The organism is Pseudoalteromonas sp. SWXJ133 (assembly GCF_015864365.1).
Taxonomy (GTDB): Bacteria; Pseudomonadota; Gammaproteobacteria; order Enterobacterales; family Alteromonadaceae; genus Pseudoalteromonas; species Pseudoalteromonas arctica.
Genome location: NZ_JADYXJ010000010.1, coordinates 89,153 through 115,243, shown reverse-complemented (window position 1 = coordinate 115,243; position 26,091 = coordinate 89,153). Strand labels below are relative to the sequence as shown.

Below are 26,091 nucleotides of genomic sequence, written 5' to 3'. Positions count from 1 at the left end.
GATTATTCCTTTAAAAAATAATATCTAACGATACAGTTGATACAATAATGTTTTTACCAGTAGCTGAAAGTGTTTCGTTAGTAAGGTTTAAAAAACCTGAACCACCAGTCGCAAGGCCATCATTATTTAAAGGACGAAAGCTATCGAATTGCATTTTCAATGCCATTTTTTTGTAAAAATCCCAACGAAGACCCGCTGTAATTGTGTTTGAACGTGAACTTGAGTTTCTAACAACATATGTATCTAAGGGTTCGCTACCTAAACCAACAACCTGAGAATCAAGGCTAGCTTTTAAATCAGCATCAACATCTAGTTCAAAGTTTTCAGTTAAAGATTTAGCATATGAGTAGCCAACATAAGGCGTAAGTGAATCGAATCTATATCCAACCATGCCATAAGCAGCTATACCGTTCGATAAAGCAGAGTCTGCTTTTCTGTGTGCCCATTCAAATTGACCAAAGTAGCTGCCGTTATCGTATACTACAGCAAGGCTTGTAAGGTTAAATGGTCTGCGCTTACGTTGAATAATACTAAATACATCATCTGCATTTGGAACCACGTCTGAGCAAGCACCTACAGCACAATTATCACTTTGAGGATCTATAGAAAGTCCTAGTTGATAGTCTGTACTAACTAACATTCTCATATCACCTGGGACGTAATCACCTTCAGCGCTAATAGTTGAATGTTGAGCATTCATGTATCCAGCTCTGAAAGTCCATGAATCATACTGTACTGTACCAACTAAACCTGCCATGTGATGAAATTTAATATAACTTTTACCAGGGAAATATAGTTTATCAAATTTGCCAGCATAAGCTTGTATTTGGTACGACACATCGCCGTCACCAATAAAGTTACTATATATAGCATCAACACCATCGATATTATTGATTGTAGCTTGACTATATAAATCTATAACAGGTCTTACCCAAACGTTAGAATAGTTAACATTACGCGTGTCTGAACCTAAAAATACAGGTGATACAAATCGTCCTGCTCTTAAGCGAAGATTTGGATTATATTTGTAGCTAATATAAGCCCAATCTAATGATGGCTGGTAATTATTCTTGTAGTTACGACGTGATAGTAGTTGCACTACACCTGATAATTTATCTGATATTTGGTATTGACCCTGTATACCTAGCACGGTGTCATTGTCAAAACTCCAATGATCATCAGCACCGCTAGGTAGCGTATTGTTCTGAATAAATTCGATGTCTTGTTTATTCGTTTTTACTGCACTTAACGTAGCAAAACCAGATATTTTAAAGTCATCTGATGCTTGAGCAAAGTTAGATAATGATATTAAAGTTAAAGTTAAACAGATATAGATGTATTTCATTTTGACCCTTGATTTAGCTAGTTTGTATTTAGCAAGTTCCCTTGTAACTAAATAAAACCAATCCTTTTGTTTGATTCTCTACTTTTATTATAATCCATTTATACTTTTTTTGAAACAAATATTGAACTTATACCATTTCACTTGGTCCAATGGTTTCAAATTTTTAGTAGGTATACACAACATACTAAAGGAGGAAGTTTTTTTGGATAATTTAAATATATAAATATTCCATTTATGAAACTTTCAAAGCACAACCCTTTACTTCAATCAGCCGCCTCACAGAATCCAATTTATAGTCAGATGTACTAGGCGTGTTGATCTTTGTGGATTTACATTTGTTCAATCTAGGGGCGATTTAATCACTGCGCGAGATTTGTAACATAGTGGGCTCGGTAACAGCCCCGCGTTACCCTACTGTCTTACATCCATGTAAGAATAAGTAAAAATCGAGCAACAAAGAGTGAATCGTCCCCTTGGGAGAACCCAAAGGGCAGCGCATGTTTGGTTTTTATGCTGCGGTATCGCCTACTAATGGGGAGTAATAAACTTGAGAAAACTTAAGCTAACAATGGATGGCTTGAACTTTTATTAGCTATCGCTGCTCAGAAATAGATTAATCCGTAAGCTTATTAACAAGCTCGGTTTTGCATTATTACAAGAAGTTAATTACGCAATTAGAAGCGTTTTGACGAAAGGCCTTAAAGATATTAGGAACAGCGACCTTTTCCATCGAACATTAGGCACGATCGGAACCGTCTAAATGATGTAGTTTAGGTATTCATAGCGTGGACTTTCTCGCGTATGACTAGCACCTTACAAAAATGAAATAGCACACGATTCGCCGGTCAAAATAAACCATAGGAAGCCGGGTATCCGTAAGTACATATGGTGTGCATGATTAATCTGAGCAACCATTTAATCCTTGATAGTACTTTTTCAGTGCTGTGGTAATTTTAGATGCCTAGCTAAAGACTACGCAGTTTAAATTGGAGGATGAGCGAGGACGGAATTATCAATGGTGCTTAAAAGTATTAAAAATAGATACACTATTATTGAAAAAAACATGCCGTTCACCTCAAGTAAACGGCACTAACTATTGAGTTCGCTTTTTCTATATTAAGTGGAAATTATTCTATTCTAAATTTAGCTGTTGCATCGAGTAAGTTATCAGAGAGGTAATGTAAATTTTTGGCAACATCACGTACAGCGAGTAGAGAACTCATCGTATCCTCAAACGATACATGCATATTGGATACGTTTTCAACAACCATAGCAGCAACAGATGTTTGTTCCTCAGTCGCTGCTGCTATCTGCGAATTCATACCATTAATTTCTAACATTTGCTCTGCAATTTTCTCTATTGAAATACCTGTTTTCTCTGCCGCAGTCGCATTATCTGTTGCCATGTCTCTAGCTGAAGTCATAGCAGATACAGACTCATTTGCAGCGGTAGTTAATGCGCCAAGTAATTCTCGAATCTCATTAGTTGAATGCGCAGTACGAGAAGCTAGTTCACGAACCTCATCTGCCACTACAGCAAAACCACGTCCATGCTCACCAGCACGAGCGGCTTCAATTGCAGCGTTAAGAGCAAGTAAGTTAGTTTGATCAGCGATAGAAGTAATAACGTTTAAAATCTGCGATACATTTTTTGTGTCATCTGCAAGCTTATTTATAGTTGTGGCGGCTTGATTTATTTCGTTACTTAGCGTGCGAGAAACCGTGACTGACATTTTAACTTGTGTACGACTTTGCTCGACTTCTTTTTCGGCAGTTTCTGCTGCGTGAGAAGCACTAGCTGCAGATTGAGATATGTCACCTACGCTCTGCTTCATTTCTTCCATTGATTGTTTAACAACCTCTGCATCGGTCGTTTGTTTAGTTGTAGCACGCTCCGCTTGTTCCATACCTTGAACTAGTCGTGTTGAGTTTTCCATTAAAGGCTCACACACAGCAATTACTTCAAGAACCGTCTCTCTTAATAAAGAAATAAATGCGTTAAAGTTAATAGAAACTTGTCCAATCTCATCTTCTGAATTCACAGCTAGTTGTGTGCTTAAAGAGCCATTACCGCTTGCTAATAAACCTAGGTTGTTAGCTGCATCACTAGCAGATGAACCTATATTTTTAGCAATCCATATAGCCATAAATAACAATAAAATTAATGAGATAATTGATACAACTAACATTAAGGTTAATGCTTCATCAGAGCGCGTTTTGGTGTTGGCAACCAGTTCAAAAAAACGATTATCAGCTTTTTGTTGAGCACCTTTAAAGCTTTCTAAAACAGATCCATATAAGCTTGTTTTAAGCTGCGCTTGTTGCTGGATTTTACTAAAATCAGCAGTCCCATTAACCATACCTGTAGCAATGCTTGAGGAAATTTTTTCATAATCTGACAACTCATTAATAATATCGTTACTAATGTAGGAATTATTAAGCTGTGTTATTAAGGTAATATTAGATTCAATAGTTCTATAAACATCATCTGCCTTAGTAATAATGTCTTGTTCACCGAACGTAACAGCTTGAGTATAAAGCTCATCTAACTTCTCAAGAAGCCCTACGTTCTCCGAAGTTATTTTTACTATTTCATATGATGAACTACCCATCTCATCAAGGGAAACCTTGTTATCATTCATTGCTAAATAATTTACCAATACGATCACTACAAAAGCCACTATCGCAATACACGTAATAGCATGTATTTTCTTAGTGATGCTTAAGTTTTGAAAAGAGAAGCCTGAAGCCATGCTTTACTACCTTATTTTAATGTCTATATCCATTATCGGCCTGATATCTATAAGTGTGAGCTAAATTTGTAATATTTCTAGTTTTTTTTCTAATAAATAGAATAATTATTTAACAACGTACAAGTTTAGCTCAAAAAACACTCGAAATATATTTCACATACAAAAAAACCAGTAACATCACTATTACTGGTTTCTAAATTTGGTGCGGATGGGGGGACTTGAACCCCCACGCCCTAAAGCACCACCCCCTCAAGGTGGCGTGTCTACCAATTCCACCACATCCGCATTATTAAGCTTTCGCTTAATTGTTAAACATGTGATTTATTTGAGGACTATAAATCGTTTAACGATAGCTTTACGCTAAATTAGTTTGGTACGTCAGAGCTTTGCTCTTTAGTAGATGTTACTGGAACATCTTCTTCAACAGGAACTACTGTTTCTACTGCTGGAGCTGCTTCTAGGTTTTCCCATTCGTCAGTCTTTTTAATTTGACCAGCAGTTAGGTTTCCTAACACAATGCTTAATACAAAAAATACCGTTGCTAAGCTTGTGGTTGTTTTTGTCATAAAGTTACCTGCACCTGACGAACCAAAAACTGTGCCTGATGCACCAGCGCCAAATGAAGAACCCATATCTGCGCCTTTACCTTGTTGAATTAAAACCATTCCAACTAGAGCCAAAGCCACAACTAAATAAACTACTAATAAAATTTCGTACATCTTATACAGTCCCTTTTGCACTGTTACAGATTGCAGTAAAAGATTCTGCTTTTAGACTTGCGCCGCCAATTAAGCCGCCATCTATATCTGTTTGTGCAAATAATAATTCGCTATTTTTTTCATTAACGCTACCACCATATAAGATGGTAAGCCCTTGTGCTAAATTGCTATCAAGTGATGCAATTTTGTCACGGATAAATTTATGAACAGTTTGTGCCTGCTCTGGCGATGCAGTCTTACCTGTGCCTATGGCCCAAACGGGCTCGTATGCTATCACAGAATCTTTCAGTGCTGCTACACCTAATTTCTCTATTACTGCATCAATTTGTGCAGCAACTACTTGTTCGGTTTGACCGTTTTCTTGCTCACTTTCGCTCTCGCCTACACATAATATTGGTGTTAACCCAACTTGCTGTGCTCTAGCAAACTTTTCAGCGACGGTTGCATTACTTTCGTTATAAATACTGCGGCGTTCAGAATGACCAACGAGTACGTAAGTTACACCTAAATCTTTTATAAGCTGCGCATCAACTTCACCAGTAAATGCGCCAGGTGTATTTTCAGAAACAGTTTGAGCTCCTGTAGAAACACCGCTAGCTACCATTGCTGGTACAAGTGGGAATGGAGGAAATAAAACAATGTCCATCTCTTGTGATTTTACATCGTTAATAGCGTCAGACATTTGTTTAACTAACTCTAAAGAGCCATTCATTTTCCAGTTGCCTGCGACCATCGCCTTGCGTATTGCCATTATCCACTCCACATTAGAAAGCGGACGAGATATTAACTTTTCTCGCCCAAAGTTACAAGAGATTATTGTTATTAATCAGTTTGTTTGCTCATAGATTCTACAACAGCTGCAATTTTTTGAGCGCTGTCTATTACAATCTTTTCTTGCTCTGCTTCAACCATAACACGAACCACAGGTTCAGTGCCTGACTTACGCAGTAAAACACGGCCTTTATCGCCTAAAGCAAGCTCAACTTCTGCTACAGCTGAAAGTACTTCTGGTGCTTTTGTAGGGTCAGTTCCAGCTGTATAACGCACGTTAATCATCTTCATTGGATACTTGGTAAAACCAGCGCCTAAGTCTTGCAATGTACGATTTTGTGCAACCATAGCAGCAAGTACTTGTAAGCTTGAAATAATACCATCACCCGTGCTAATTAAGTCTAGATTCAGTACATGGCCTGAGCTTTCACCGCCAATTTTCCAGCCTTTTTGCTGTAGTAATTCCATAACATAGCGGTCACCCACTTTACTGCGAACAAACTCGATACCTTTTGCTTTTAAAGCATTTTCAAGGCCCATGTTAGACATAACAGTGCCAACTACCCCACCGCCCAAATTATCATCTTCGGCTGCTTGGCAAGCAATAATATAAACCAGATCATCACCATCAAAAACACGGCCATTATGATCAACCATCATTACGCGATCACCATCACCATCGTATGCAATACCTACGTCGGCTTTAAGTTCAAGCACTTTACGTTTAAGGGTATCTACGTGAGTAGCGCCACATTCATGGTTGATATTAACGCCGTTAGGCTCACACGCATGTGTTATTACTTCTGCGCCAAGTTCACGCATAACAGAGGGTGCAATATGATAAGTAGCACCATTTGCACAATCGACAACAATCTTAAGACCTTCTAAAGACAGGCCTTGCGGGAACTGGCTCTTACAAAACTCTATATACCGGCCATCCGCACTTACCAAGCGCGATGCTTTGCCTAATTTATCTGAAGCAACACATGTCATTTGCTCATCAAGCATAGCTTCAATTTCAAGCTCTACTGCGTCATCAAGCTTTAAGCCTTGACCATTGAAAAACTTAATACCGTTATCGTAATACGGATTATGTGAGGCACTAATTACAATACCTGCCTCAGCACGAAATGTTTGCGCTAAATAAGCAACGGCCGGTGTCGGCATAGGGCCAAGTAATACAACATCAATACCAGCGGCAATTAAACCAGCCTCAAGTGCGGTTTCAAGCATATAGCCCGAAATACGTGTATCTTTACCTATAATTACTTTTTTAGTGCCACTTTGAGATAATACGCGTCCAGCAGCCCAGCCTAATTTCATTGCAAACTCAGGGTTTATTGGAGCAGCGCCTACAAGTCCACGCACGCCATCGGTGCCAAAATATTTTCTTTCTTTCATTGTGAAATTCCTTGTTCGCAGGCTTGGTATACCCCAAGTACATCTGCGGTTTCTTTTACGTCATGTACACGAATAATTTTTGCGCCATTTTGCACTGCGATTAAGGCACCTGCTAAGCTGCCCGCTAACCGTTCATTTGTATCTCTATTTAATAAATTACCTATCATCGATTTACGAGATAATCCAGCCAATAACGGCAAACCTAATTTATTAAAATCATCAAACCTAGCCAATATTTGATAGTTATGACTAAGCGTTTTTCCAAATCCAAAACCTGGGTCTAGAATAAGTCGTTCAAACTTAATCCCAGCTGTTTCACATGCTTTAATACGTTCACTAAAAAACAGATTTATATCTATAAACAAATTATCGTAATGAGGTGACGATTGCATGCTGCGGGGCTGCCCTTGCATATGCATTAAACAAATTGCTACATCTTCATACTGCGCAACCGTTTCTAAGGCATCTATTTCTTGTAAAGCTCTAACATCATTGACTATATCTGCCCCTGCGAGTATTGCTTGCTCCATTACCTGTGCTTTACTGGTATCAATCGAAATGACGCAATCACTGTGCTGACGTATCGCTTTAATAGCAGGGATTACTCGAGCAAGTTCATCATTTAAGCTAACATCTGGCGCGCCTGGGCGAGTAGATTCTCCCCCTATATCTAAAATTGTCGCACCGTCATCTAATAATTGCATTGCGCGCTTTAGTGCTATTTTGGGATCTAAAAACTGCCCACCATCAGAAAATGAATCCGGCGTTACATTTAATATTCCCATAATGACGGGCTTTTCAAGATTAAGCGTACGCCCTCTCGGAAGCTTTAATATGTTAGTCATTGCCAACCTTTATTCTTTTTCTAAATAGCTGATACAAAAAAGCCCCGAAGTTCGGGGCTTTCATTACTATTTTAACGATTATTCAGCTTTGTCATCAAGGTTTGTTTCATCTTTTTTTGATGAATCATCAGTCTTTTGACTTTCATCAGCAACTGGTTCTTGAGGTTCTTCCGCTTTTACCGGTTTAGCTTCATGACGGTCATGCGCATCACGCGGTTCACGTACTGGTTGGCGTGCCATTAAATCATCAATTTGCTTAGCATCAATAGTTTCGTATTTCATTAACGCATCTTTCATTGAGTGAAGAATATCAATATTTTCTTTTAATATTTCTTCTGCTCTTTGATAGTTACGATCTGAAAGTAATCGAACCTCTGCATCAATTACTTTTGCCGTGTCGTCCGACATGCTAGATGAACGACTACCGCCACCACCCATATACATTTCGTTCTGATCTTCAGCGTAAAGTAACGGACCTAGTTTTTCACTTAAACCCCAATGTGTAACCATTTTACGCGCTATATCTGTAGCTCGTTCAATGTCATTACTTGCACCCGTTGTTACTTTATCTGCGCCGTAAATAAGCGCTTCAGCAATACGGCCACCATAAAGGCTAGAAATCATTGATTCTAAAAGCTCTTTTGAATGACTAACACGATCTTGCTCAGGCAAGTACATTGTTACACCCAGCGCACGGCCACGTGGAATAATAGATACTTTATAAACTGGATCATGTTCTGGCACCATACGACCAACAATAGCATGGCCAGCTTCATGGTACGCTGTCATTGCTTTTTCTTGCTCGCTCATCACCATGGTCTTGCGCTCTGCGCCCATCATGATTTTATCTTTAGCAGCGTCAAATTCAGCCATACTTACAACACGTTTATTACCACGCGCTGCATAAAGTGCAGCTTCGTTTACTAAGTTAGCTAAATCCGCGCCAGAGAAACCTGGAGTACCACGTGCTATAAGAGCAGCTTCTACGTTATCGCCTAATGGCACTTTACGCATGTGTACTTTAAGTATTTGCTCACGACCACGAATATCAGGTAAACCTACTTCAACTTGACGGTCAAAACGACCTGGGCGAAGTAATGCAGGGTCTAGTACATCTGGTCGGTTAGTTGCTGCGATAACAATAATACCTTCGTTACCACCAAAACCATCCATTTCTACTAGCATTTGGTTAAGTGTTTGCTCACGTTCGTCGTTACCGCCGCCCATACCAGCACCACGTTTACGACCAACAGCGTCAATCTCATCTATAAAGATAATACAAGGCGCCGCTTTTTTAGCTTGCTCAAACATGTCTCGTACACGTGACGCACCAACACCCACAAACATTTCAACAAAATCTGAACCAGAAATTGTAAAAAATGGCACTTTAGCTTCACCAGCAACAGCCTTCGCAAGTAACGTTTTACCGGTACCTGGAGGACCAACCATTAGTACACCTTTAGGAATACTACCGCCAAGTTTTTGAAACTTAGAAGGATCTCGTAAAAAGTCTACCAGCTCAGTAACATCTTCTTTCGCTTCATCACAACCTGCAACATCAGCAAACGTTGTTTTAATTTGATCTTCACTCATTAAGCGAGCTTTACTCTTACCAAATGACATAGCGCCTTTACCGCCGCCGCCTTGCATTTGACGCATGAAGAATATCCATACACCTATAAGCAGTATCATCGGGAACCAAGAAATAAATATACTTGCTAAGAATGATTGTTCTTCAGGTTGTACACCCTTCACATTTACATCATTTTTAAGTAAATCATTTATTAAGTCTTCATCGTACATTGGCATCGTTGTTTGAAAACGCTCACCACTGCTCTTAGTACCAGTAATATTTCCTGTACCGCGGTCGATAATAACTTCTTGTAAAGAGCCACTGCGGACATCTTTTACAAATTGAGTGTAACTTGTTTGACGATCAACTTGCTCGCCGCCATTAAAGCTCTGAAAGACTGACATCAGCACAACTGCAATCACCAGCCATAGTATTAAATTTTTCGCCATATCGCTCAAGGGGTTAACCTCTTGTATCCAATTAATTTAAATTCAACTAAACGCCAAGCAACTGTACTACAGTTTGTATCCAGTCGCTACTATATATACTTCCCGAGAACGGGCACGTGAGGCATCAGGTTTGCGTATTTTCACTGCTTTAAAACTATTACGTACATCTTGCAAGTATTGATCAAAGCCTTCTCCTTGGAAAACTTTAACAATAAATGCGCCATTTTTCTTTAGTACTTGACTACACATATCCAGCGCAAGTTCTACCAAATACATACTACCCGCTTGATCTACTGAGTTATTGCCACTCATATTTGGTGCCATGTCAGAGAGTACCACATCAACATTTTTACCATCAATACGTTTTAACAACGCATTTAATACAGCCTCCTCACGAAAGTCACCTTGTAAGAAGTCAACACCCGCAAGTGAATCCATCGGCAATATATCACACGCGATCACTTGGCCTTTGTCACCTACTTTTTCAGCCAAATATTGAGACCAACTTCCTGGAGCCGCCCCTAAATCAACAACTGTCATACCTGGACGAAGTATTTTATCTCTATTTTGTACTTCATCTAATTTAAAAACCGCTCGGGAACGCCAGCCTTTTTTTTGCGCTTCTTGAACATATTTATCATCAAAATGTTCTTTCAGCCATCGCTGTGAACTGGCTGACTGTTTTTTATTTGTCATAAATTAACACGCAACTAATTAGTAATATTCTCTAGATGGCGTTAGAATACCCTTAATTCAAGCCATATTCAGCAAAATTTGTATAAACATGACATTATCAAACAAACAAAAGCAGTTTTTAAAAGGTCAGGCACATAGCCTTAAGCCTGTAGTTTTACTAGGTTCTAACGGTTTAACCGAAGGCGTAGTAGTAGAAATTCAAAGTGCATTAGAAATTCACGAATTAATCAAAGTTAAAGTTCCAACTGACGATCGTGAAACAAAAGCATTAATTTTTGAAGCAATCGTACGTGAAACTGGTGCGACTAAGCTACAAACGATAGGTCACACTATTGTGCTTTATCGTCAAAGCGTTGAGAAAAAAATACATTTACCGCGTAACTAATTATTCCTGTTAAAGGATTTAGTGCGTTTAAATTAAAAAAACCAGCTTAATGCTGGTTTTTTATTATTTAACATTTTAAATCAAAAACTCATTTTATGATGGGTTACATCATATTCGCTACCATTACTACTGCGCTTCTTATTCAATATAAAGTACTGAGAAAATTGTGTTTCACTCATTGCTGGCACTTTTTCATTCGAAAGTAGCTCGGCTAGTTGCGGTGTTGTATTACTGTGCCCAATAACAACAACTACACCTTTTAGTTTTAGTAACTCATTTTTTAAATCACTTAGCTTACCTGCGTTATACACATTTATTTTGGTATTAAAATGTGCCTGCAAAGGTGCGGCTGTTTGCAACGTGCGTTTATAGTTGCTGCTAAAAAGATGTATATTTTGATGTTCTTTAAACAACGTAACTAAATTATTTGCACGTGCCTTCCCCTCTTCTGAAAGCGCTGGATTTTTACCCGTTAACTTTTCGCTATGACGAAACAAATATATCTCATCAGGTGCTGCAAACACTAAACTACAATTGAATGACATGATTAAAAAAGTGATTGCTAATATTATTTTATTATTCATATTTTTTTACCTCGTTTGTATTCTAATAGCCTGTCGATAAATTCAGTCGTTAGCTCATTGATTACGCCGGTTTCAGCATTAACTATTAAGCTAAAACCAATATTTAAGTGAGGAAATACAACCACATCACTTCTATAACCTTGCACCCAGCCACTATGATAGTAAAGTGTTTCATCAGCATAGTTATAAACGCGCCAGCCTAATCCGTAATAGGCTTCATTGAGGTGTTTTTTCCATACCCTGCGATGCATTTCTTTTTTTGTATGTGTATAAGGGCGTGTTTGTTTTGCTAGAGTATCCAATGACAAAACATCAGGATATTGGCCCAGCTGCGCTCTTAACCAAATAGCCATATCACTTGCGCTAGCGTTCACACCCGCTGCAGGTCCCACTTTATAATAATTTTTTTTAAGCTTAGCGCTATACCAGCGTTTTTTACCCCGCACATGAGGTAGAGCATAATTATTGTCATGCACCATTTGTTCAAAACCTAAGCTCGCATCACTCATTTTTAATGGCTCAAAAATAGCTTCTCGTAACCACTGTCCGTAACTTTTATCGGTGCTTTGTAATATCACATCGCCTATAAGACTAAACATAACGTTTTGATAGCCATAACATTCGCCGGGTTTGCAAATTGGTTTGACGCTAAGCAGCTTTTCAACAATACCTGGGTAATCCATACGAGATTCAATTAAATTGTCGTATGCATTAGGAACTAATCCACTTGAATGGCTCAAAAGATGAAACACCTTTAAATCATCTTGATAAACAGTCCCTTTAAAATCAGTTATGTATTCGCTAACAGGCTTATCTAATTCCAGTAGGCCGTTAGCAGCCAATTTAGCTGATAACGAGCCTGCAAATGTCTTCGAAACAGACGCGAGTCTAAACCGAGTATGCTTATTAACTTTTTGTCCATTTCGTGATTTAGTTACGCCCATGGTGTGGATGTAGTCTGAATTGTTTATATTTACAATCGAAAGCGCTGCACCGGGTATACCTTTACTTTTTAATTTTTTTTGTGCGTAACGGCCGTACTTTTTTACAAATGCATCCCAATCAGGATCCGCTTTTGCTGCAAAACCCATAGAACTAAACAGCAAACACAAAGCAGATAGGCAATACGATAAAGAGTTGAGATACTTCATTTTTTATAAAATTTATCTTTTTAACTACATCTGCGCAGATAATATCATGAAGTTTTGTTTGTACTAACGTACAATACGACGATTATTTGGTTTTAAGCGAGTGTTTAGTACTTATGCGTTTTTTAGTTGTGTCACTTTTTATTTTATTATCAACTGGTTGTGCTATTACAAAGCAACCGGCCGAACCACTGGCTATGCCATTAAAGCCAACATTAAAAAGTCAGACCTATCAACTTGAGTACACTACAGAGCACTCATCTCCAAAAGTTAAATCGGTTCAGCTTCCTGCACATAAAGTAGTTAGAAACCAAACAGTAAAAATCATTACCGATAAGGCAAGCGTAACCGATAAACTTCTATCGCAAATTAGCCAAGCACTGAACGATAAACAACTAAAAGTAACAACTAAAAATAACAGTGACTACACACTGACTATTCAGCAACTCGATTTAACTTTCACAGATGATACTAAGTACGCAATAAAGCAACCAGAGAAGCCATTTACTTTATATTCAAATGTTGCCCAGCAATACCCAACACAACAGTGCGCTGCAATATTTGCACAAGTTAGTATGCGTCTCACGCACAAGTCATCGGGTGATGTTGTTTGGTTTGCTAAATCTTCAATCGACAGTGCAAGTTTTCATCGTGAACCACTAATTTACAATTTCACCGAAGAGCAAAAAATAACAAATGAGCTTGAGGTTGTCGCTTTTATTCATCAGCAAAACACTGACGAGGCCCGAATTGAAAGACTTGGCAAAGATATTCAAATACCTCAGTACAAAACGTTGTCAAAACTATCTAGCCTTACCAAACTTAGCGGTCCATGTAATAGAACAGAAGTAAGTGCATTAACACCTATGATGCAGTTTTACTTGAGTAGTATATTAATCGATAAAATTAAAGTTCAGTAAATTAGGGTCTGTTGATCTTTACGGATTAAAATTTGTTCAAACTAGGGGCTATTTAATCGCGGCGCGAGATTTGTAACCTAGTGGGCTAAGTAAAAACCGAGCAACAAAGAGTAAATAGCCCCTAGGAAGAACCCTTTGGGCAGCGCCTGTTTGGCATTAATGCTACGTTATCGCCCATTTATGGGGAATAGCCACACTGCATAGGCTCTGCCTTACCTAAATACCAAACAGACTGCTGCAAATTTAACCTTGAAAGATCAACAGACCTAACACTTACTACATTTTTTTACAGATTAAAGGAACGAATTAACAATATACTACGCTTAATAACAAATAATAATTAGGCCCTAAGGGATGAGAAACGCTTTGCTTAACCATACTTTACTGAGCATAACACTGCTTTTTTGCTGCATTTTTAGCACGTCGAGTATGGCAAGTAACCGCTATTATGCAGATAATACGTTAGAGCCAATCCAAGGCTTTGCGTGGGATTGGAGTGCTGGTGCGGGCTTTTATATTGAAGATTCTTACCTTGTCGGCATTGAGTCTTACGATAAAGGCGTTGAGCTCGACTTAAGTCTTGCTGTTTCCTACGATAAATTTTACCTTGATTTCGATCACAATCAACTCAGTGGCGGCCTTGTAATAGGCTACAGTCTTATAGATAAATTTGATTGGGGCCTAGATATATTAGGCACAAATACTCAAGCTGGATTTGACGAAAAAGGCCTCGGATTCTATAACCATGGTGTTATAAAAGAACTCCAAGGTATAAAAAAACGTAATTACGACTTTGACGTCGGCCTTCGACTTTCTCGTCGATTTGAAAATTCTCAATTCTCTTTTGAATACCTTCATGATGTATCTGGCGCGCACAATGGCTGGGTTATAAACAGCTTTTTTAGTCACATTTTACCATGGCGAAACTGGGAGTTTAGATCTGGTGTTGGTTTAAGCGCCTACTCTGCTGACTTTACCAATTATTACTTTGGCATTGATAGCGATGAAGCCACCAGCCTTCGCCCGATTTATAGCAGCAATGCCAGTACTAGTATTATTTTTGAGTTCCATGCTGAGTACCCAATAAGCCAAGATTGGGTGTTTTTATCCGGCTGGCTTACCACATGGTTTTCAAAAGAGATTGACGACAGTCCAATTATTTCCCAAGGATATCAACACAAAGCCAAGGTAGGCCTACGTTATGTATTTTAGATGGATCTGTGTATTACTGATCTTCCCCAGTACTTTTACTGTTAAAGCTCAGGAACCTCCTGAAGCACTTATAGCAGTTCCAGACACCTGCGTTGCATTGCGCGAAGGGCGAAATTGCTATGCTGACGTAACGCTAACGTGGGAGCAACCTATCATTGGTAATTACTGCCTACGTGACGCCACCTCAAAGTACATAATGCAATGTTGGCTCAAGCAACAGAGCGGTACCTTTAATTATGCATTTGATTCACAGCAAAGTATTTCATTTGAACTATTTGACAGCAATACCTCTAAAATAATTAGTATTGCCGAAGTAAAGCTTCAATGGGTATATCAAAACAGGCAAAAAAAGCGCCGCTGGCGACTATTTTAATACCAATCGCATTAAGGATATTTTCATGGATAACTATGGCACTATTTTACTCGTTGAAGACGATGTATCACTTGCTCAATGGGTTGCTGAATATTTAACAGAGCAAGGCTACACAACGCATGTTTGTCACAGAGGTGACGAAGTAATTAGCCAAGTCAAAACGTTAAATCCAAATATCGTGCTCCTTGATATTATGCTTCCAGGGCAAGATGGTATAAGCGTGTGTAGAGAACTTCGTAGTTTTTATAATTCGCCCATCATAATGCTCACCGCACGCGATGAAGAAATGGATGAGGTCATTGGTCTAGAAGTAGGTGCAAGCGACTACATAATGAAACCTGTACGCCCTCGTGCATTGCTAGCGCGTATAAAAGCAGCCCTTCGCCAAAAAAATGAGCCAAATACCCCACACGTTAACGAGAGTGTTATTAATGTTGGTGCGCTTAGTATTGATACCGAATCTAGAAATGTAAAACTCAACAAGCAAGACGTAAACATATCAAGTGCTGAGTATTTACTGCTTCATTACCTTGCGAGCAATGCAGGCCAAGTGGTCTCGCGTGACGCTGTATTTAAAGCAACCAAAGGCAGAGAATACGATGGGCTTGATAGAAGTGTTGATGTACTTATTTCTGCACTTCGTAAAAAGTTTAATGATGATCCACAAAACCCTGAAAAAATTAAAACTATTTGGGGCCGTGGATATTTACTTGTTTCTACTGCGTGGTAATAAAGTGATGAATAAATAAATGAAAAAGTTTTATATATCGCTTCTAGGCAGTGCACTTTTATCTATTGTGGTATTGGGCTGGCTTATTGATGCTTTTAGTCAACAAGCGCATACCCCACAGGATGAATTTAGTCAGCAAAGTAAAATGATCATGGGTTTTAGCAAGCAGTTAGCTAACATACCCACATCTGAGCGCAGCGATTATGTAAAACAACTGGCGCTAGAGTTTGATGTTTTAATTGATTACAAACCTAATGAATCACTTGCTTTACCGCCTTCTTTATTATTACAAATGCACACGCCGGGTGGGCTGATTTTAGAAGATCAGCAAGGCTTTTATATGCTTTATAGCAGCGCTGTTTTAAATCCTTTTCACTTATCAATGCGTTTAGATAAAATTTTTGATAGCGAGCAACATAATGACATTATATTAACCTTGCTCTTTTACGCAGGCTTATGTGTATTTATGGGGTTTATTATTGCGCCCTTAGCTAAACGATTAACCGTGTTAAATGAAGCCGCTAAAAAGTTTGCCTCTGGTAATGTTCAAGCCCGAATAAAAGTATCGCATTTTACTTACATAAAAGACGTAGAGCTTACCTTTAACCGCATGGCCAGCCAAATAGAGAAGCTTGTCGCCGAAAACAAGCTAATGGCCTCAAGTTTATCTCATGATATACGCACCCCTATCGCGTGCCTGCGATTTGGTTTAGATGCGGCATTAGATAGCCATGATGAGCAAAAAGTAAAACAGTATTTAACCCGTATGGAAAATGATTTAGACCATATGGAATCGATGCTTAGTAGCTATTTAGCATTTGCTACTTTAGAGCAAAATGCTAATAAGCTGACCTATTCATCAACAAACATTAAGTTCTACCTTGAAGATATTTTAGTGCAACTTACACCTAAGCTTGAAATGCAAATGCTCAACGTACAGCTCAATAGTACCGATAAAATAATAAATGCAGATCTTCACTGGCTTGCTCGCGCAATTACTAATTTATTAACTAACGCATGTGATTTTGCAAGCCAACATATTTACTTAAGCGCAAAGTTACACGAGCAACAGCTTATAATAACGGTAGAAGATGACGGCCCGGGTATCGCTCGAGAAAATTTTAGTAATGTATTTAGCCCATTTTTTAGGGAAGAAGATCACCGTAACAGAGCTGATAAAAGTTACGGCCTTGGTCTAGCTATTGTTGAAAAAGTAGCCGACTGGCATCATGGCAGTGTTAAAGTAAGTAAAAGTACCCAGCTAGGTGGTGCGTGTTTTACTCTCACTATTGCACAGCATCATAATTCGTAAAGCAATAGTTGCAGACTGTAATTAACAATTATTAAACAAAATCAACTCGTTATTTTAAACGACTCGATAACAACAATTAAAATCGATGGTTATAACACACACTTTACTTATTAAATTGTGCTAGATCAGCAAATAAGCACTTTTTATTTTTTAACATTTCCAGTAGATTGTCACCGCCGTCACACAATAGAGAAGTACAATAATATGAGCGCAGTTAGAGGCGAGTTCAGCTCTCGCTTTGGTTTTATTATGGCCGCCGCGGGTTCTGCCGTTGGTTTGGGCAATATTTGGGGATTCCCTACACAAACAGCAAGTAATGGCGGTGCTGCATTTTTAGTCGCATATTTAGTGCTTGCGTTCTTTTTAGCCTACCCCGCTTTAATGGCTGAACTTATGATTGGTCGTCATGGCCAAGCAAATGCGGTTTCATCACTTCAAAAAATATCTAATAAGCCATGGCAAAAACACTTTGCCTTTATTGTTGGTTTTGGCGGTATTTTATGTGCTGGCTTTATATTAAGTTTTTACGCCATTGTTGCCGGTTGGATGCTCAGCGCTACAGCTGAACCCATAGCTACTCTTGTCGGTGCCGACACAGCATCGACATGGTTAAGTGAGCAATCACTTACCCGGAACATCATATTCACTCTCGTCTTTATCGTACTAACTGTCGCTATTATTAGTAGAGGCGTTGAGAACGGTATTGAAAAATGGTCAAAACGTTTAATGCCCGCTCTTTTGGGGATTTTATTTGCACTTATTGCTTATGTAATGACCCAAGATGGCGCAATGGAGGGTTTAAAGGCTTACTTAGTTCCTGATTTTTCGTCTATTTTTGACGCAAAACTATTAGTTAGCGCACTAGGACAAGCTTTTTTCTCTTTATCGCTAGGTACTAGCGTAATGATTATTTACGGCTCGTACATTAGCAAAAAAGAAAATCTTGTTTCTTTAGGTGCCTATGTAACCCTTATTGATGTATTTATAGCCTTTGTAGCGGGTTTACTGATTATTCCGGCTATGTATGTAGCGCAAGCTCAAGGCGTTGAAATATTCTCGGCCTCAACAGGTAAATTACTCTCTGAAGATACGTTAGTGTTTCAAGTACTCCCTGCTTTATTTGATGGAATGGGCGAAGTTGGCTTATTTGTGGGCTTTTCATTTTTTGCGTTAATGAGTATTGCCGCTTTAACGTCATCTATTTCAATGTTAGAGGCACCAGTATCATACACTGTAGAACACTTTGGGATGAAACGCGTTCAGGCAACCTGGTTGATTGGAGCTTTAATTGCTATCGTTAGCATTATAATTGTGTGTAACCTTAGCAGCTTATTTGGCTTAGTGATTACTTTAACTACAAAAGTAGCTCAACCTTTGCTTGGCCTGATGTGTTGTATATTTGTAGGCTGGATTTGGTACAGAAGCTCATTACTTAAAGCAATTAAAGAAGGTAATCCTGAGGTCCATAACACATTGTTTTGGAAAATATGGCCTTGGTATACCAAGTTTGTGTGTCCACTTGCTATTGGTATGGTGTTTTTACACTCACTCTTGAGCTAAATAATACCTTAACCTTAAAATAGTCTTAAATTAAAATAGCCCACATTAGTGGGCTTTTTTATAGCTGCTTAAATTGGATTTATTTAGTGAGTTTTAAAATCATATCTTGATGAGGTATACCGTCTTCTAAATATTCACTTTTATAATCCTCAAAGCCAAAAGAGCGGTAAAAATCAAGTAAGTAAGTTTGTGCACCTATATAAATATCTCGCTCAGGCCATTGTGCTTTGCAGCAGTCTATAGCTTTAGTAATAAGTAAAGTAGCATACCCATTACCACGCGCTCCTTCACTCACTAGCACGCGACCTATTGCGCTGTATTGCTCACTTTTGTCATAACAACGCGCATAAGTTTGTAGTTGCTCATTATCCAATGTATATAAATGCTGTGTATTTGAAGCAATATCTACATCATCAAGTTCAGGGTAAGGACATTTTTGCTCTACAACAAACACATCAACCCGCCCACGCATAATAGTAAAAAGAGTCTGTGTATCAAGAGCGTCAAACTGCTCACATTTAAACTGCATATTAAATCCTATAAGCAAAAAACCCAGCTTAGGCTGGGTTTATTAAAATCACTCGCTAGCTTAGTTAGCTTATACTAAGTAAATAAGCGCTCTAGCTGATCACACAACTGCGATAGATTCACATGATCGTGCTCTATGGTCAAATCTACATAACCATCGCCTTTAAAGGCTCTGTCTAGCTCTATAAGCACATGTGTTTTATGTGCCTCTGGTACAAACGATAATTCAATCTCCTGAATGCCAAATAAGCTGCGGCTATTAGGTTTATACTCAAGTTCTTGATAACAGCCAGATAATGACTGAAAAGTTGAAGCCCGTAAGTGGCCTTTTTCTACGTCAGCTTTCATTAAACTAAAACCTAACTTTTCCATCGCTTGCATACACGTTTTAACCGCTTCATTAGGGTAAATGTGTAAATGATCTTTATCTGTTGGGTCAAGTGCTAAGTCTATATCTAGGCCTGTTTCTAGCCATACATGTGATTGATTATAACCTGCATTAATTTCTGTAATAGGTGTTTCAGAATGAAGACGTGCTTCAAAAGGGATGTTTTTAACTTCGCCTGGCTCAATTGTACCAATATCTGTAATTCGCCATTGCTCAATTACATGATTAGTAAAATAATCACCATCATCACCCGCAACTTTAACACGAGTCATTAATAATAAATCTAAGCCTGCGATATCTTGGCTAACATCCCCTGCTGTGATAACTATTTGTGCGTTAAAAAGTTGACCTGGTTGTAGGTGTTCAGTTTCTAAAATAGTGTCTACTTTTGCAGCACCAATACCTACCGACGCTAAAATCTTTTTAAACATATCTCTCTCCTTAAGCTGAGCTGCTCTATTATTTGCTCTGGCTTAAACTTCTTCGTTATCGCATCTTAACCATATTTAAAAGCTAATGTCAGTGAAAAAATGTTATTTACATACTATTTACGATTAAATAAGTGTTTAATGCGCATTTTTCATACGCAGCAAGGCAAGTAATTGATTAGACGCGTTCATTTTTAGGTCTATTATATTTTCAATGGCATAAATTTTTCGTTACACTGCAACACCAAATGAAGTGATATTAAGAATTATGGAACTAATCTATTTTGCTGCCGCGTTTGTTTGTGGTTTTGCCGTTTATCAATTAAAACTACCTCCTCTTATTGGATTTTTATTAGCAGGCTTTGCTTTAAATTTATCGGGATATAAAAGTACAGAGTTGCTCGATACAATTGCAGCCCTTGGCGTAACCCTTCTTCTTTTTAGTATTGGCTTGAAACTTAAAGTTAACAGTTTGATTAAACCTCAAGTTTGGGCACCTGCAACATTGCATATCATTTTTAGCAGTGCGTTATTTAGTGGTTTTATGCTGTTACTTGGCGTATTCGCTATTCCACTATTTGTTGATTTAAGTTGGCAAAGTGCTTTATTGGTTGGATTTGCACTGAGTTTTTCGAGCACTGTATTTGCAGTAAAAGTACTTGAAGAGCGCGGAGAAATGGCAAGCCTACACGGCAAAATAGCCATTGGTATATTAGTAATGCAAGATATCTTTGCTGTTATCTTTTTAGCTATTAGTACCGGTAAAGTCCCAAATTTATGGGCAATTGCACTAATAATTGCTTTGCCTTTATTACGACCTGTAATGTATGGCGTGTTGAACCGATCTAAACATGGTGAACTATTACCATTGTTTGGTTTTTTCTTTGCTCTAGTTGCTGGTTATCATGCATTTGAATTTGCAGGTCTAAAAGGCGATTTAGGTGCATTAATAATAGGAATGATGTTTGCCCCTCACAAAAAGGCAGGCGAGCTATCAAAATCCCTGCTTAATTTAAAGGACATATTGCTAGTTGGCTTCTTCTTAAGTATTGGTTTGAGCGCAGAGCTAACCACTAACTCCTTGATTGTTGCTATTATACTTATTTTAGTATTACCCGTTAAAATAGCGCTTTATTATGTGTTCACTAATATATTTAAACTACGCGCGCGTACATCATTACTTACTGCTTTTAGCTTATCTAACTACAGTGAGTTTGGTTTAATTGTATGTGCAGTGGCTGCAACTACAGGCATGATCACCTCTGAATGGCTAGCTGTAATGGCAATTGCTGTTTCTATTACCTTTATAATTGCCTCCCCATTAAATAAACGTTCAAACGAGTTGTACGTCAAAATTGAGCACTGGTTATTAAAGTTCGAAAGCAAAACTCGTTTAGCTGAAGAGCTACCTGTTAACCTTAACGATACTAGAATAGTCATTTTTGGTATGGGACGGATTGGTACTGGTGCTTATGAGACTATCAACGCGACTCACCCAAATGTTGTTGCAGGTATAGATATAAAACCTGAGGTGGTAGATAAGCACGTTAACAGAGGCCGCAACGTCTTAATTGCTGATGCAACCGACCCTGACTTTTGGCAACGAGTAAATCACTCGCAAGTAGAAATGGTTATGCTTGCGATGCCAAAACACATGCAAAATATTTTTGCCTTAGAGCAACTACAAGCCTCCGGTTATAAAGGTCAAGTAACAGCTATTGCAAACTACCCTGATCAACAAAAAGAACTAGAAGAAATGGGTGTTCATTCTACTTATAACTTTTACCTAGAAGCCGGTAGTGGTTTTGCAGAGCACGTTAAACAAGAACTATTTAACGAATAATTACTTTTTATGACGTCTATAATATAACAAGGCCTTAATCAGTTAAGGCTTTGTTATTAGTTTTTAAATAAAAAGCAATTCTATTTACATTCCTTTACAAGCCAATTCACCACAACAATGAAAAACAGGTAGACTAACTGTGTTGGTTAAATAAGAACCCATGTTCTAATAATAACTTAATTAGATCCCAGCTAATTAAAGTTCAACTAGGTTTATATCAACATAAAATTATTAAATCAGAGGGCCTACTCCCTCGCAAAATAGGCTGTTTCTTGCCCGTCACAGCCTATTTTATATCTCTAAAATCCCTTACACTTACGCATACTTTAAATACATAAGTAGTTTTTATGGATCCAAAACAACTAAAAATAGCTATTAATACCATAATGCCGTTTGGAAAATATGCAGGACGGCCATTGCTTTTACTGCCAGAGCCTTATTTAGTCTGGTTTAATCAGCAAGGGTTTCCTGACTCAAAACTAGGGAGTCAACTTGCGATGATGTATGAGGTAAAACTAAATGGCCTTGAGCAAATGTTAATGCCATTACTTGAAAAAAATAAAAATAGTTGAGAACTTTTTTAAGTACTTGCGGTCTATTATATTGCTACTTGTTGATTTTGGTTTTTAACCGCAAAAAAAGCGCCTCTAGGCGCTTTTTTTATGTCTTTAATTTGAGGGGTAAATATACAATAAATTTAGCACCACCTAAGCTTGAGTTTTCTGCTTTACACTCTCCTTGGTGCCACGATACAATTTTAGCAACTATAGCGAGTCCTAAACCAAAACCACCGGTATCCTTGCCTCTACTTTTATCTAGTCGAGTAAAAGGTTTAAATACATTTTCTCGCTCAGCGGGAGCTATCCCCTCACCATCATCTTCAACAATCAATACGATGTGTTTTGTCTCTTGTAGCAATGAAATTTTAACTTGTTTATGAGTGTATTTGAGCGCATTGCCAATTAAATTTTGAAATACTCGCGCCATAAAGTGACTATCACAGTAATAATTTAAATGCTCAGGGAGGTTTACAGAGAGCGTTGTTCGGGCTTCAAAGTTTAGCTTTTCAACAGTTGTTTTTACCAGCCCAGCTAAGTCACAGTTTATTGGCTGTAAACTAGGTTGTTGAGAGTCTAATCGCGCGTATTCAAGCATTTCAGAAACTAGTGACTCAAGCTCGCTAATGTCTGTTTGCATATTTGTTAGGTATTTCTCACCTTTTTCGTCAAGCATTTGTTCTTGCAGCATTACTATTGCAAACTTTAAACGTGCTAGTGGTGTTCTAAACTCATGCGACACCGATGAGGTAAGTTCTTGCTGCGCACTAAGTAAAAACTCAATACGTTGCTGCATTACCTTTAATGTATCAGTAATAGGTAAAAAGAAAGACTTAGAAGAGTCGTTTAGTTGAAAGTCTTGCAAACCCTCTACCGCTTCACACGCTTTACGTAGCTTTGCAAAGTCGCGCCATAGTAAAAAGCTCCACAGCCCAACAGGTATACCTACAATAATAAGTAGTAATAAATACGGCCAAACAGAAGATGATTCCTGCGTTAATACACCTACCGGTCCTACTTGAAGTAATGAATCATTACCGAGATCTACATACCAAACAATGCGTTGTTGCTTATCGTATAAGTATAAGTAGTGGTTTTGGTTGAGCTGCGATTGTTGTTTTTGAGGGAGTATTAAATCACGTCGTTCAATCACTTTACTTTCAAAGTTGTGCTTTAACTTTTTAAGACCATTTGAAGTTTGTGAGAGCAACCAGAGTGATTGCCCAAACTCATCATCTAAGAAGACCTGCTGTTGCGACTCTTCGTAAGGCCACAATTGCTCTATAACACCGCTCACTACAAACAAAGAAACGATGATATATAAATATAAGCTGGTAAACAGTTTTCCCATTAAAGCCGACTAACCTTAAATAGTTCTAAAGATCCCATGCATCAGAAACAAATAAGTAGCCTTGTCCCCATACAGTTTTTATACGATATGGCTTATCGCTGTTGTCGCCTAATTTTTTACGAATTCGTGATACGCGTACATCCACAGTTCTATCAAGTCCATCGTATTGGCGGCCAATCATATGCTGGTGCACATGTTCTCGACTTAGTACTTCACCCGCATTTGACGCTAATAGCCATAATAACTCAAACTCGTGCGAAGTTAATACAATCTCCGAATCACTTAGTTTTACAATACGACTTGTTTTATCAATGACTAAATCACCAAACTGGAGCTCTTCGCTTGATTTTACCATGGGTTGTCCACGACGCAGTAATGCATTAATTCGCGCTAGTAATACACGTGGCTCTGCTGGTTTTATTACATAATCATCAGCGCCAAGCTCTAAGCCAAGTACTTGGTCGAAGTCTTCACCTTTAGCAGTCAACATTAAAATTGGTAGAGTAAATTTATCTCTTACTTGGCGGCAAACGCTAAAGCCATCTTTACCTGGCAGCATAACGTCTAAAATCATTAAATCGGGTGTATTGTTTTCTAGGTAATTAAACACTTCGTCACCACGGTCTAATACTTCGACTTCAAGGCCATTATGTTCAAGGTAATCTTTTGTTAGTTGTTGTAAACCGAGATCATCTTCAACAAGTAAAATTTTTGGCATTAGTTGCTCCTAAATTAAAAAAAGCTCCACGGAGAGCGAAGCCTACGCCTATTTTTTTTAGCATGGGCGCTTTGTACTTCAACCTGTGTTTTTGCTATTAACACACCCGTATGAGGATTGATTAAGGAGTATATGGTCTCCACCTGAACACGCGCTTTATAATTAAATTGCCCAGAAAGTTGTTGCTCCCAGCATTGAAGCCGTTGCTCTTGCTGATACAAACAGACATCACTGTAGGTGTTTAATTGCCATTTAAATTGTAAATCAAGATCGCAAAAACCCTGCTGTTCAGAGACAACGCAGACTTTTGGAGAAACGCTAAAAAAAGGGGTTTGTGCCACACTAAAACCACTAAAAAAAGTGGTAATAAAGACAACTAATATTGAATACTTCATATTAAAAAGTACGATCGAATCCTATAAATGCAGTCATTGAATAAGTACGTTCAAAGAGCGGACTGCCATCCATAGCCGAATAGTCGTAATATGCTACATGAAAACGAAGAGAGTCAGCCTTACTCAGTGGCCAACGGGCGTCGATTTTAGCATAAGGTTGCCAACTACTACCAACGTCTATTTTGCCAAATTGAGTTTCACCCTCATTAAGTCCATAAAAATAGCTATTTAGTTCCGCAGATTTATAGTTTATTCCAAGTGTTGGCTTTATTTTGAGCTTTCCTAGCACAGTATGATACTGCCACTGTAATGCTGCGCGTACACCTCGATAAACATCGGTTATATCATGCAGAGCCTGAACCGAAAAAACATGGTCTTCATTTACATAGTGATATGCAATACCCGCATCCAGTGCAATTTGCCGTTTATGTAAATTATCAATATTAACATAGCGAGAGGACGAGGCTTCATCTTGCATTACGAACTGATTGTTGAGGGCACTACTTTGTAGTGTAAATACATTTTTAGGGTGCCAGTCTATAAAAAAGCGAGACTCAGAGTTGAGTTCACCAACTAGATTAAAGTGATGCTTAGGGGTTTGCAAAAATGAATAACCAAGACGGCCATTATCAAAAAACCATTGCTCTGCATAAAACGCAACTTGAGGAATAAGCACGAGCGGAATATTATCTCCACCATGCAAAGGGTTGGTTATAACTCCAGCCCCCACGCTTAAACTCAAATGCAGACGATCGGTTGTTATATCTTGCTCTGTATAATCGTCAGCATGCTTGCTTGCCTGTGTTGCTTGCACCGAAAGGCAAACAAACAAAGTGCTAAAACATAGAGCTGTTAATAATGAGAAGGCATACCGCATCAGCGTAAATCAAAGTATCAAAATAAGTGAGTTCCCCATACTAGCAAGGTCTTTTTAAACTAGCTCTAGCTGGTTACAATTATTCACAATTTGTATACAAAAATGTTAACTTTATGCTTTTCGGACTATTTATCTTTCAAGGTAGTTGTGTCTAAGGACTATATTTTGAGTTGCTTGTGTAATTTTTGACTAATAGTACTTTAAGATACTTTGAAAATGAGGCACTACGT

At 38.4% G+C, this 26,091-nt stretch carries 25 protein-coding genes and 1 tRNA gene; 9 read left to right on the top strand and 17 right to left on the bottom strand.

Annotated features, from left to right (window positions below):
* Positions 1-10 precede the first annotated feature (10 nt).
* The 9 genes from I6F40_RS10015 to rlmE all read right to left on the bottom strand — a co-directional run bounded on the left by I6F40_RS10015 (position 11) and on the right by rlmE (position 10,552).
* On the bottom strand, positions 11-1,345 hold the full coding sequence (locus I6F40_RS10015) for a hypothetical protein (protein ID WP_197192844.1): 1,335 nt from the start codon (positions 1,343-1,345) through the stop codon (positions 11-13).
* Positions 1,346-2,472: 1,127 nt separating this feature from the next.
* Positions 2,473-4,098, bottom strand: coding sequence for a methyl-accepting chemotaxis protein (locus I6F40_RS10010; protein WP_166376961.1), 1,626 nt, complete (start codon positions 4,096-4,098; stop codon positions 2,473-2,475).
* A 200-nt stretch (positions 4,099-4,298) separates the two neighbouring features.
* Positions 4,299-4,383: transfer RNA gene (locus tag I6F40_RS10005), tRNA-Leu, on the bottom strand.
* Positions 4,384-4,463: 80 nt separating this feature from the next.
* The gene (secG, locus tag I6F40_RS10000; RefSeq protein WP_002962769.1) at positions 4,464-4,817 is read right to left on the bottom strand and encodes a preprotein translocase subunit SecG; all 354 of its coding nucleotides are present in this window, start codon (positions 4,815-4,817) and stop codon (positions 4,464-4,466) included.
* 1 nt (position 4,818) lies between these two features.
* On the bottom strand, positions 4,819-5,568 hold the full coding sequence (gene tpiA / locus I6F40_RS09995; RefSeq protein ID WP_166376960.1) for a triose-phosphate isomerase: 750 nt from the start codon (positions 5,566-5,568) through the stop codon (positions 4,819-4,821).
* A gap of 71 nt (positions 5,569-5,639) precedes the next feature.
* On the bottom strand, positions 5,640-6,989 hold the full coding sequence (glmM, locus tag I6F40_RS09990) for a phosphoglucosamine mutase (protein WP_166376959.1): 1,350 nt from the start codon (positions 6,987-6,989) through the stop codon (positions 5,640-5,642).
* Positions 6,986-7,834, bottom strand: a complete 849-nt coding sequence (folP, locus tag I6F40_RS09985) for a dihydropteroate synthase (protein WP_166376958.1) — start codon at positions 7,832-7,834, stop codon at positions 6,986-6,988. The genes glmM and folP overlap by 4 nt, the downstream gene beginning before the upstream one ends.
* Positions 7,835-7,912: 78 nt before the next feature.
* Complete coding sequence (ftsH, locus tag I6F40_RS09980) at positions 7,913-9,856, bottom strand: ATP-dependent zinc metalloprotease FtsH (RefSeq protein WP_032827068.1); 1,944 nt, start codon at positions 9,854-9,856, stop codon at positions 7,913-7,915.
* Between the two features lie 66 nt (positions 9,857-9,922).
* Positions 9,923-10,552: a 23S rRNA (uridine(2552)-2'-O)-methyltransferase RlmE gene (gene rlmE, locus I6F40_RS09975; protein ID WP_007586629.1), complete on the bottom strand. Its 630-nt coding sequence runs from the start codon at positions 10,550-10,552 to the stop codon at positions 9,923-9,925.
* Positions 10,553-10,640: 88 nt separating this feature from the next.
* On the opposite strand from rlmE, the gene yhbY reads away from it, so the two are divergent.
* Positions 10,641-10,937 carry a ribosome assembly RNA-binding protein YhbY gene (gene yhbY, locus I6F40_RS09970; protein ID WP_002963153.1) on the top strand — a complete coding sequence of 99 codons (297 nt, stop codon included), beginning with the start codon at positions 10,641-10,643 and terminating at the stop codon, positions 10,935-10,937.
* Between the two features lie 80 nt (positions 10,938-11,017).
* On the opposite strand, the gene I6F40_RS09965 is transcribed toward yhbY, so the two are convergent.
* Both I6F40_RS09965 and I6F40_RS09960 read right to left on the bottom strand, forming a co-directional pair.
* The gene (locus I6F40_RS09965; RefSeq protein ID WP_165728722.1) at positions 11,018-11,521 is read right to left on the bottom strand and encodes a SixA phosphatase family protein; all 504 of its coding nucleotides are present in this window, start codon (positions 11,519-11,521) and stop codon (positions 11,018-11,020) included.
* Positions 11,518-12,672: a serine hydrolase domain-containing protein gene (locus I6F40_RS09960; RefSeq protein WP_165728721.1), complete on the bottom strand. Its 1,155-nt coding sequence runs from the start codon at positions 12,670-12,672 to the stop codon at positions 11,518-11,520. Before I6F40_RS09960 ends, I6F40_RS09965 begins: the two co-directional genes overlap by 4 nt.
* 113 nt (positions 12,673-12,785) lie before the next feature.
* On the opposite strand from I6F40_RS09960, the gene I6F40_RS09955 reads away from it, so the two are divergent.
* The 6 genes from I6F40_RS09955 to I6F40_RS09930 all read left to right on the top strand — a co-directional run bounded on the left by I6F40_RS09955 (position 12,786) and on the right by I6F40_RS09930 (position 18,776).
* The gene (locus I6F40_RS09955) at positions 12,786-13,589 is read left to right on the top strand and encodes a hypothetical protein (RefSeq protein WP_007586622.1); all 804 of its coding nucleotides are present in this window, start codon (positions 12,786-12,788) and stop codon (positions 13,587-13,589) included.
* A 429-nt stretch (positions 13,590-14,018) separates the two neighbouring features.
* A complete protein-coding gene (locus I6F40_RS09950) occupies positions 14,019-14,801 on the top strand; it encodes a MipA/OmpV family protein (RefSeq protein WP_231609340.1) in 783 nt (260 codons plus the stop codon).
* On the top strand, positions 14,791-15,174 hold the full coding sequence (locus I6F40_RS09945; RefSeq protein WP_007586617.1) for a DUF3019 domain-containing protein: 384 nt from the start codon (positions 14,791-14,793) through the stop codon (positions 15,172-15,174). The genes I6F40_RS09950 and I6F40_RS09945 overlap by 11 nt, the downstream gene beginning before the upstream one ends.
* 25 nt (positions 15,175-15,199) lie before the next feature.
* On the top strand, positions 15,200-15,904 hold the full coding sequence (locus I6F40_RS09940; RefSeq protein ID WP_166376954.1) for a response regulator transcription factor: 705 nt from the start codon (positions 15,200-15,202) through the stop codon (positions 15,902-15,904).
* A 19-nt stretch (positions 15,905-15,923) separates the two neighbouring features.
* Complete coding sequence (locus I6F40_RS09935) at positions 15,924-17,216, top strand: sensor histidine kinase (protein WP_166376953.1); 1,293 nt, start codon at positions 15,924-15,926, stop codon at positions 17,214-17,216.
* A 204-nt stretch (positions 17,217-17,420) separates the two neighbouring features.
* Entirely contained in the window at positions 17,421-18,776 is a 1,356-nt protein-coding gene (locus I6F40_RS09930) for a sodium-dependent transporter (RefSeq protein ID WP_197192842.1), read from the top strand.
* Positions 18,777-18,855: 79 nt separating this feature from the next.
* Here the strand turns inward: I6F40_RS09930 and I6F40_RS09925 are convergent, their stop codons facing one another.
* Positions 18,856-19,305 carry a GNAT family N-acetyltransferase gene (locus tag I6F40_RS09925; RefSeq protein ID WP_165728719.1) on the bottom strand — a complete coding sequence of 150 codons (450 nt, stop codon included), beginning with the start codon at positions 19,303-19,305 and terminating at the stop codon, positions 18,856-18,858.
* 74 nt (positions 19,306-19,379) lie between these two features.
* Positions 19,380-20,123: a sporulation protein gene (locus I6F40_RS09920; protein ID WP_007586609.1), complete on the bottom strand. Its 744-nt coding sequence runs from the start codon at positions 20,121-20,123 to the stop codon at positions 19,380-19,382.
* Between the two features lie 265 nt (positions 20,124-20,388).
* Between I6F40_RS09920 and I6F40_RS09915 the strand changes: the two genes are divergently transcribed.
* On the top strand, positions 20,389-21,963 hold the full coding sequence (locus tag I6F40_RS09915; protein ID WP_007586608.1) for a cation:proton antiporter family protein: 1,575 nt from the start codon (positions 20,389-20,391) through the stop codon (positions 21,961-21,963).
* 347 nt (positions 21,964-22,310) lie between these two features.
* Entirely contained in the window at positions 22,311-22,535 is a 225-nt protein-coding gene (locus I6F40_RS09910; RefSeq protein WP_007586607.1) for a DUF3820 family protein, read from the top strand.
* Between the two features lie 88 nt (positions 22,536-22,623).
* On the opposite strand, the gene I6F40_RS09905 is transcribed toward I6F40_RS09910, so the two are convergent.
* Genes I6F40_RS09905 through I6F40_RS09890 form a run of 4 tightly spaced genes read right to left on the bottom strand, consistent with a single transcriptional unit; the run spans position 22,624 to position 25,798 of the window.
* Complete coding sequence (locus I6F40_RS09905; RefSeq protein WP_024608150.1) at positions 22,624-23,871, bottom strand: ATP-binding protein; 1,248 nt, start codon at positions 23,869-23,871, stop codon at positions 22,624-22,626.
* Between the two features lie 25 nt (positions 23,872-23,896).
* Complete coding sequence (locus I6F40_RS09900) at positions 23,897-24,589, bottom strand: response regulator (RefSeq protein WP_007584133.1); 693 nt, start codon at positions 24,587-24,589, stop codon at positions 23,897-23,899.
* Between the two features lie 14 nt (positions 24,590-24,603).
* The gene (locus I6F40_RS09895) at positions 24,604-24,984 is read right to left on the bottom strand and encodes a DUF3019 domain-containing protein (protein WP_024594036.1); all 381 of its coding nucleotides are present in this window, start codon (positions 24,982-24,984) and stop codon (positions 24,604-24,606) included.
* A gap of 1 nt (position 24,985) precedes the next feature.
* Positions 24,986-25,798 (bottom strand): MipA/OmpV family protein, encoded by an 813-nt coding sequence (locus I6F40_RS09890; RefSeq protein ID WP_197192841.1) that lies wholly within the window; start codon positions 25,796-25,798, stop codon positions 24,986-24,988.
* Positions 25,799-26,091 lie beyond the last annotated feature (293 nt).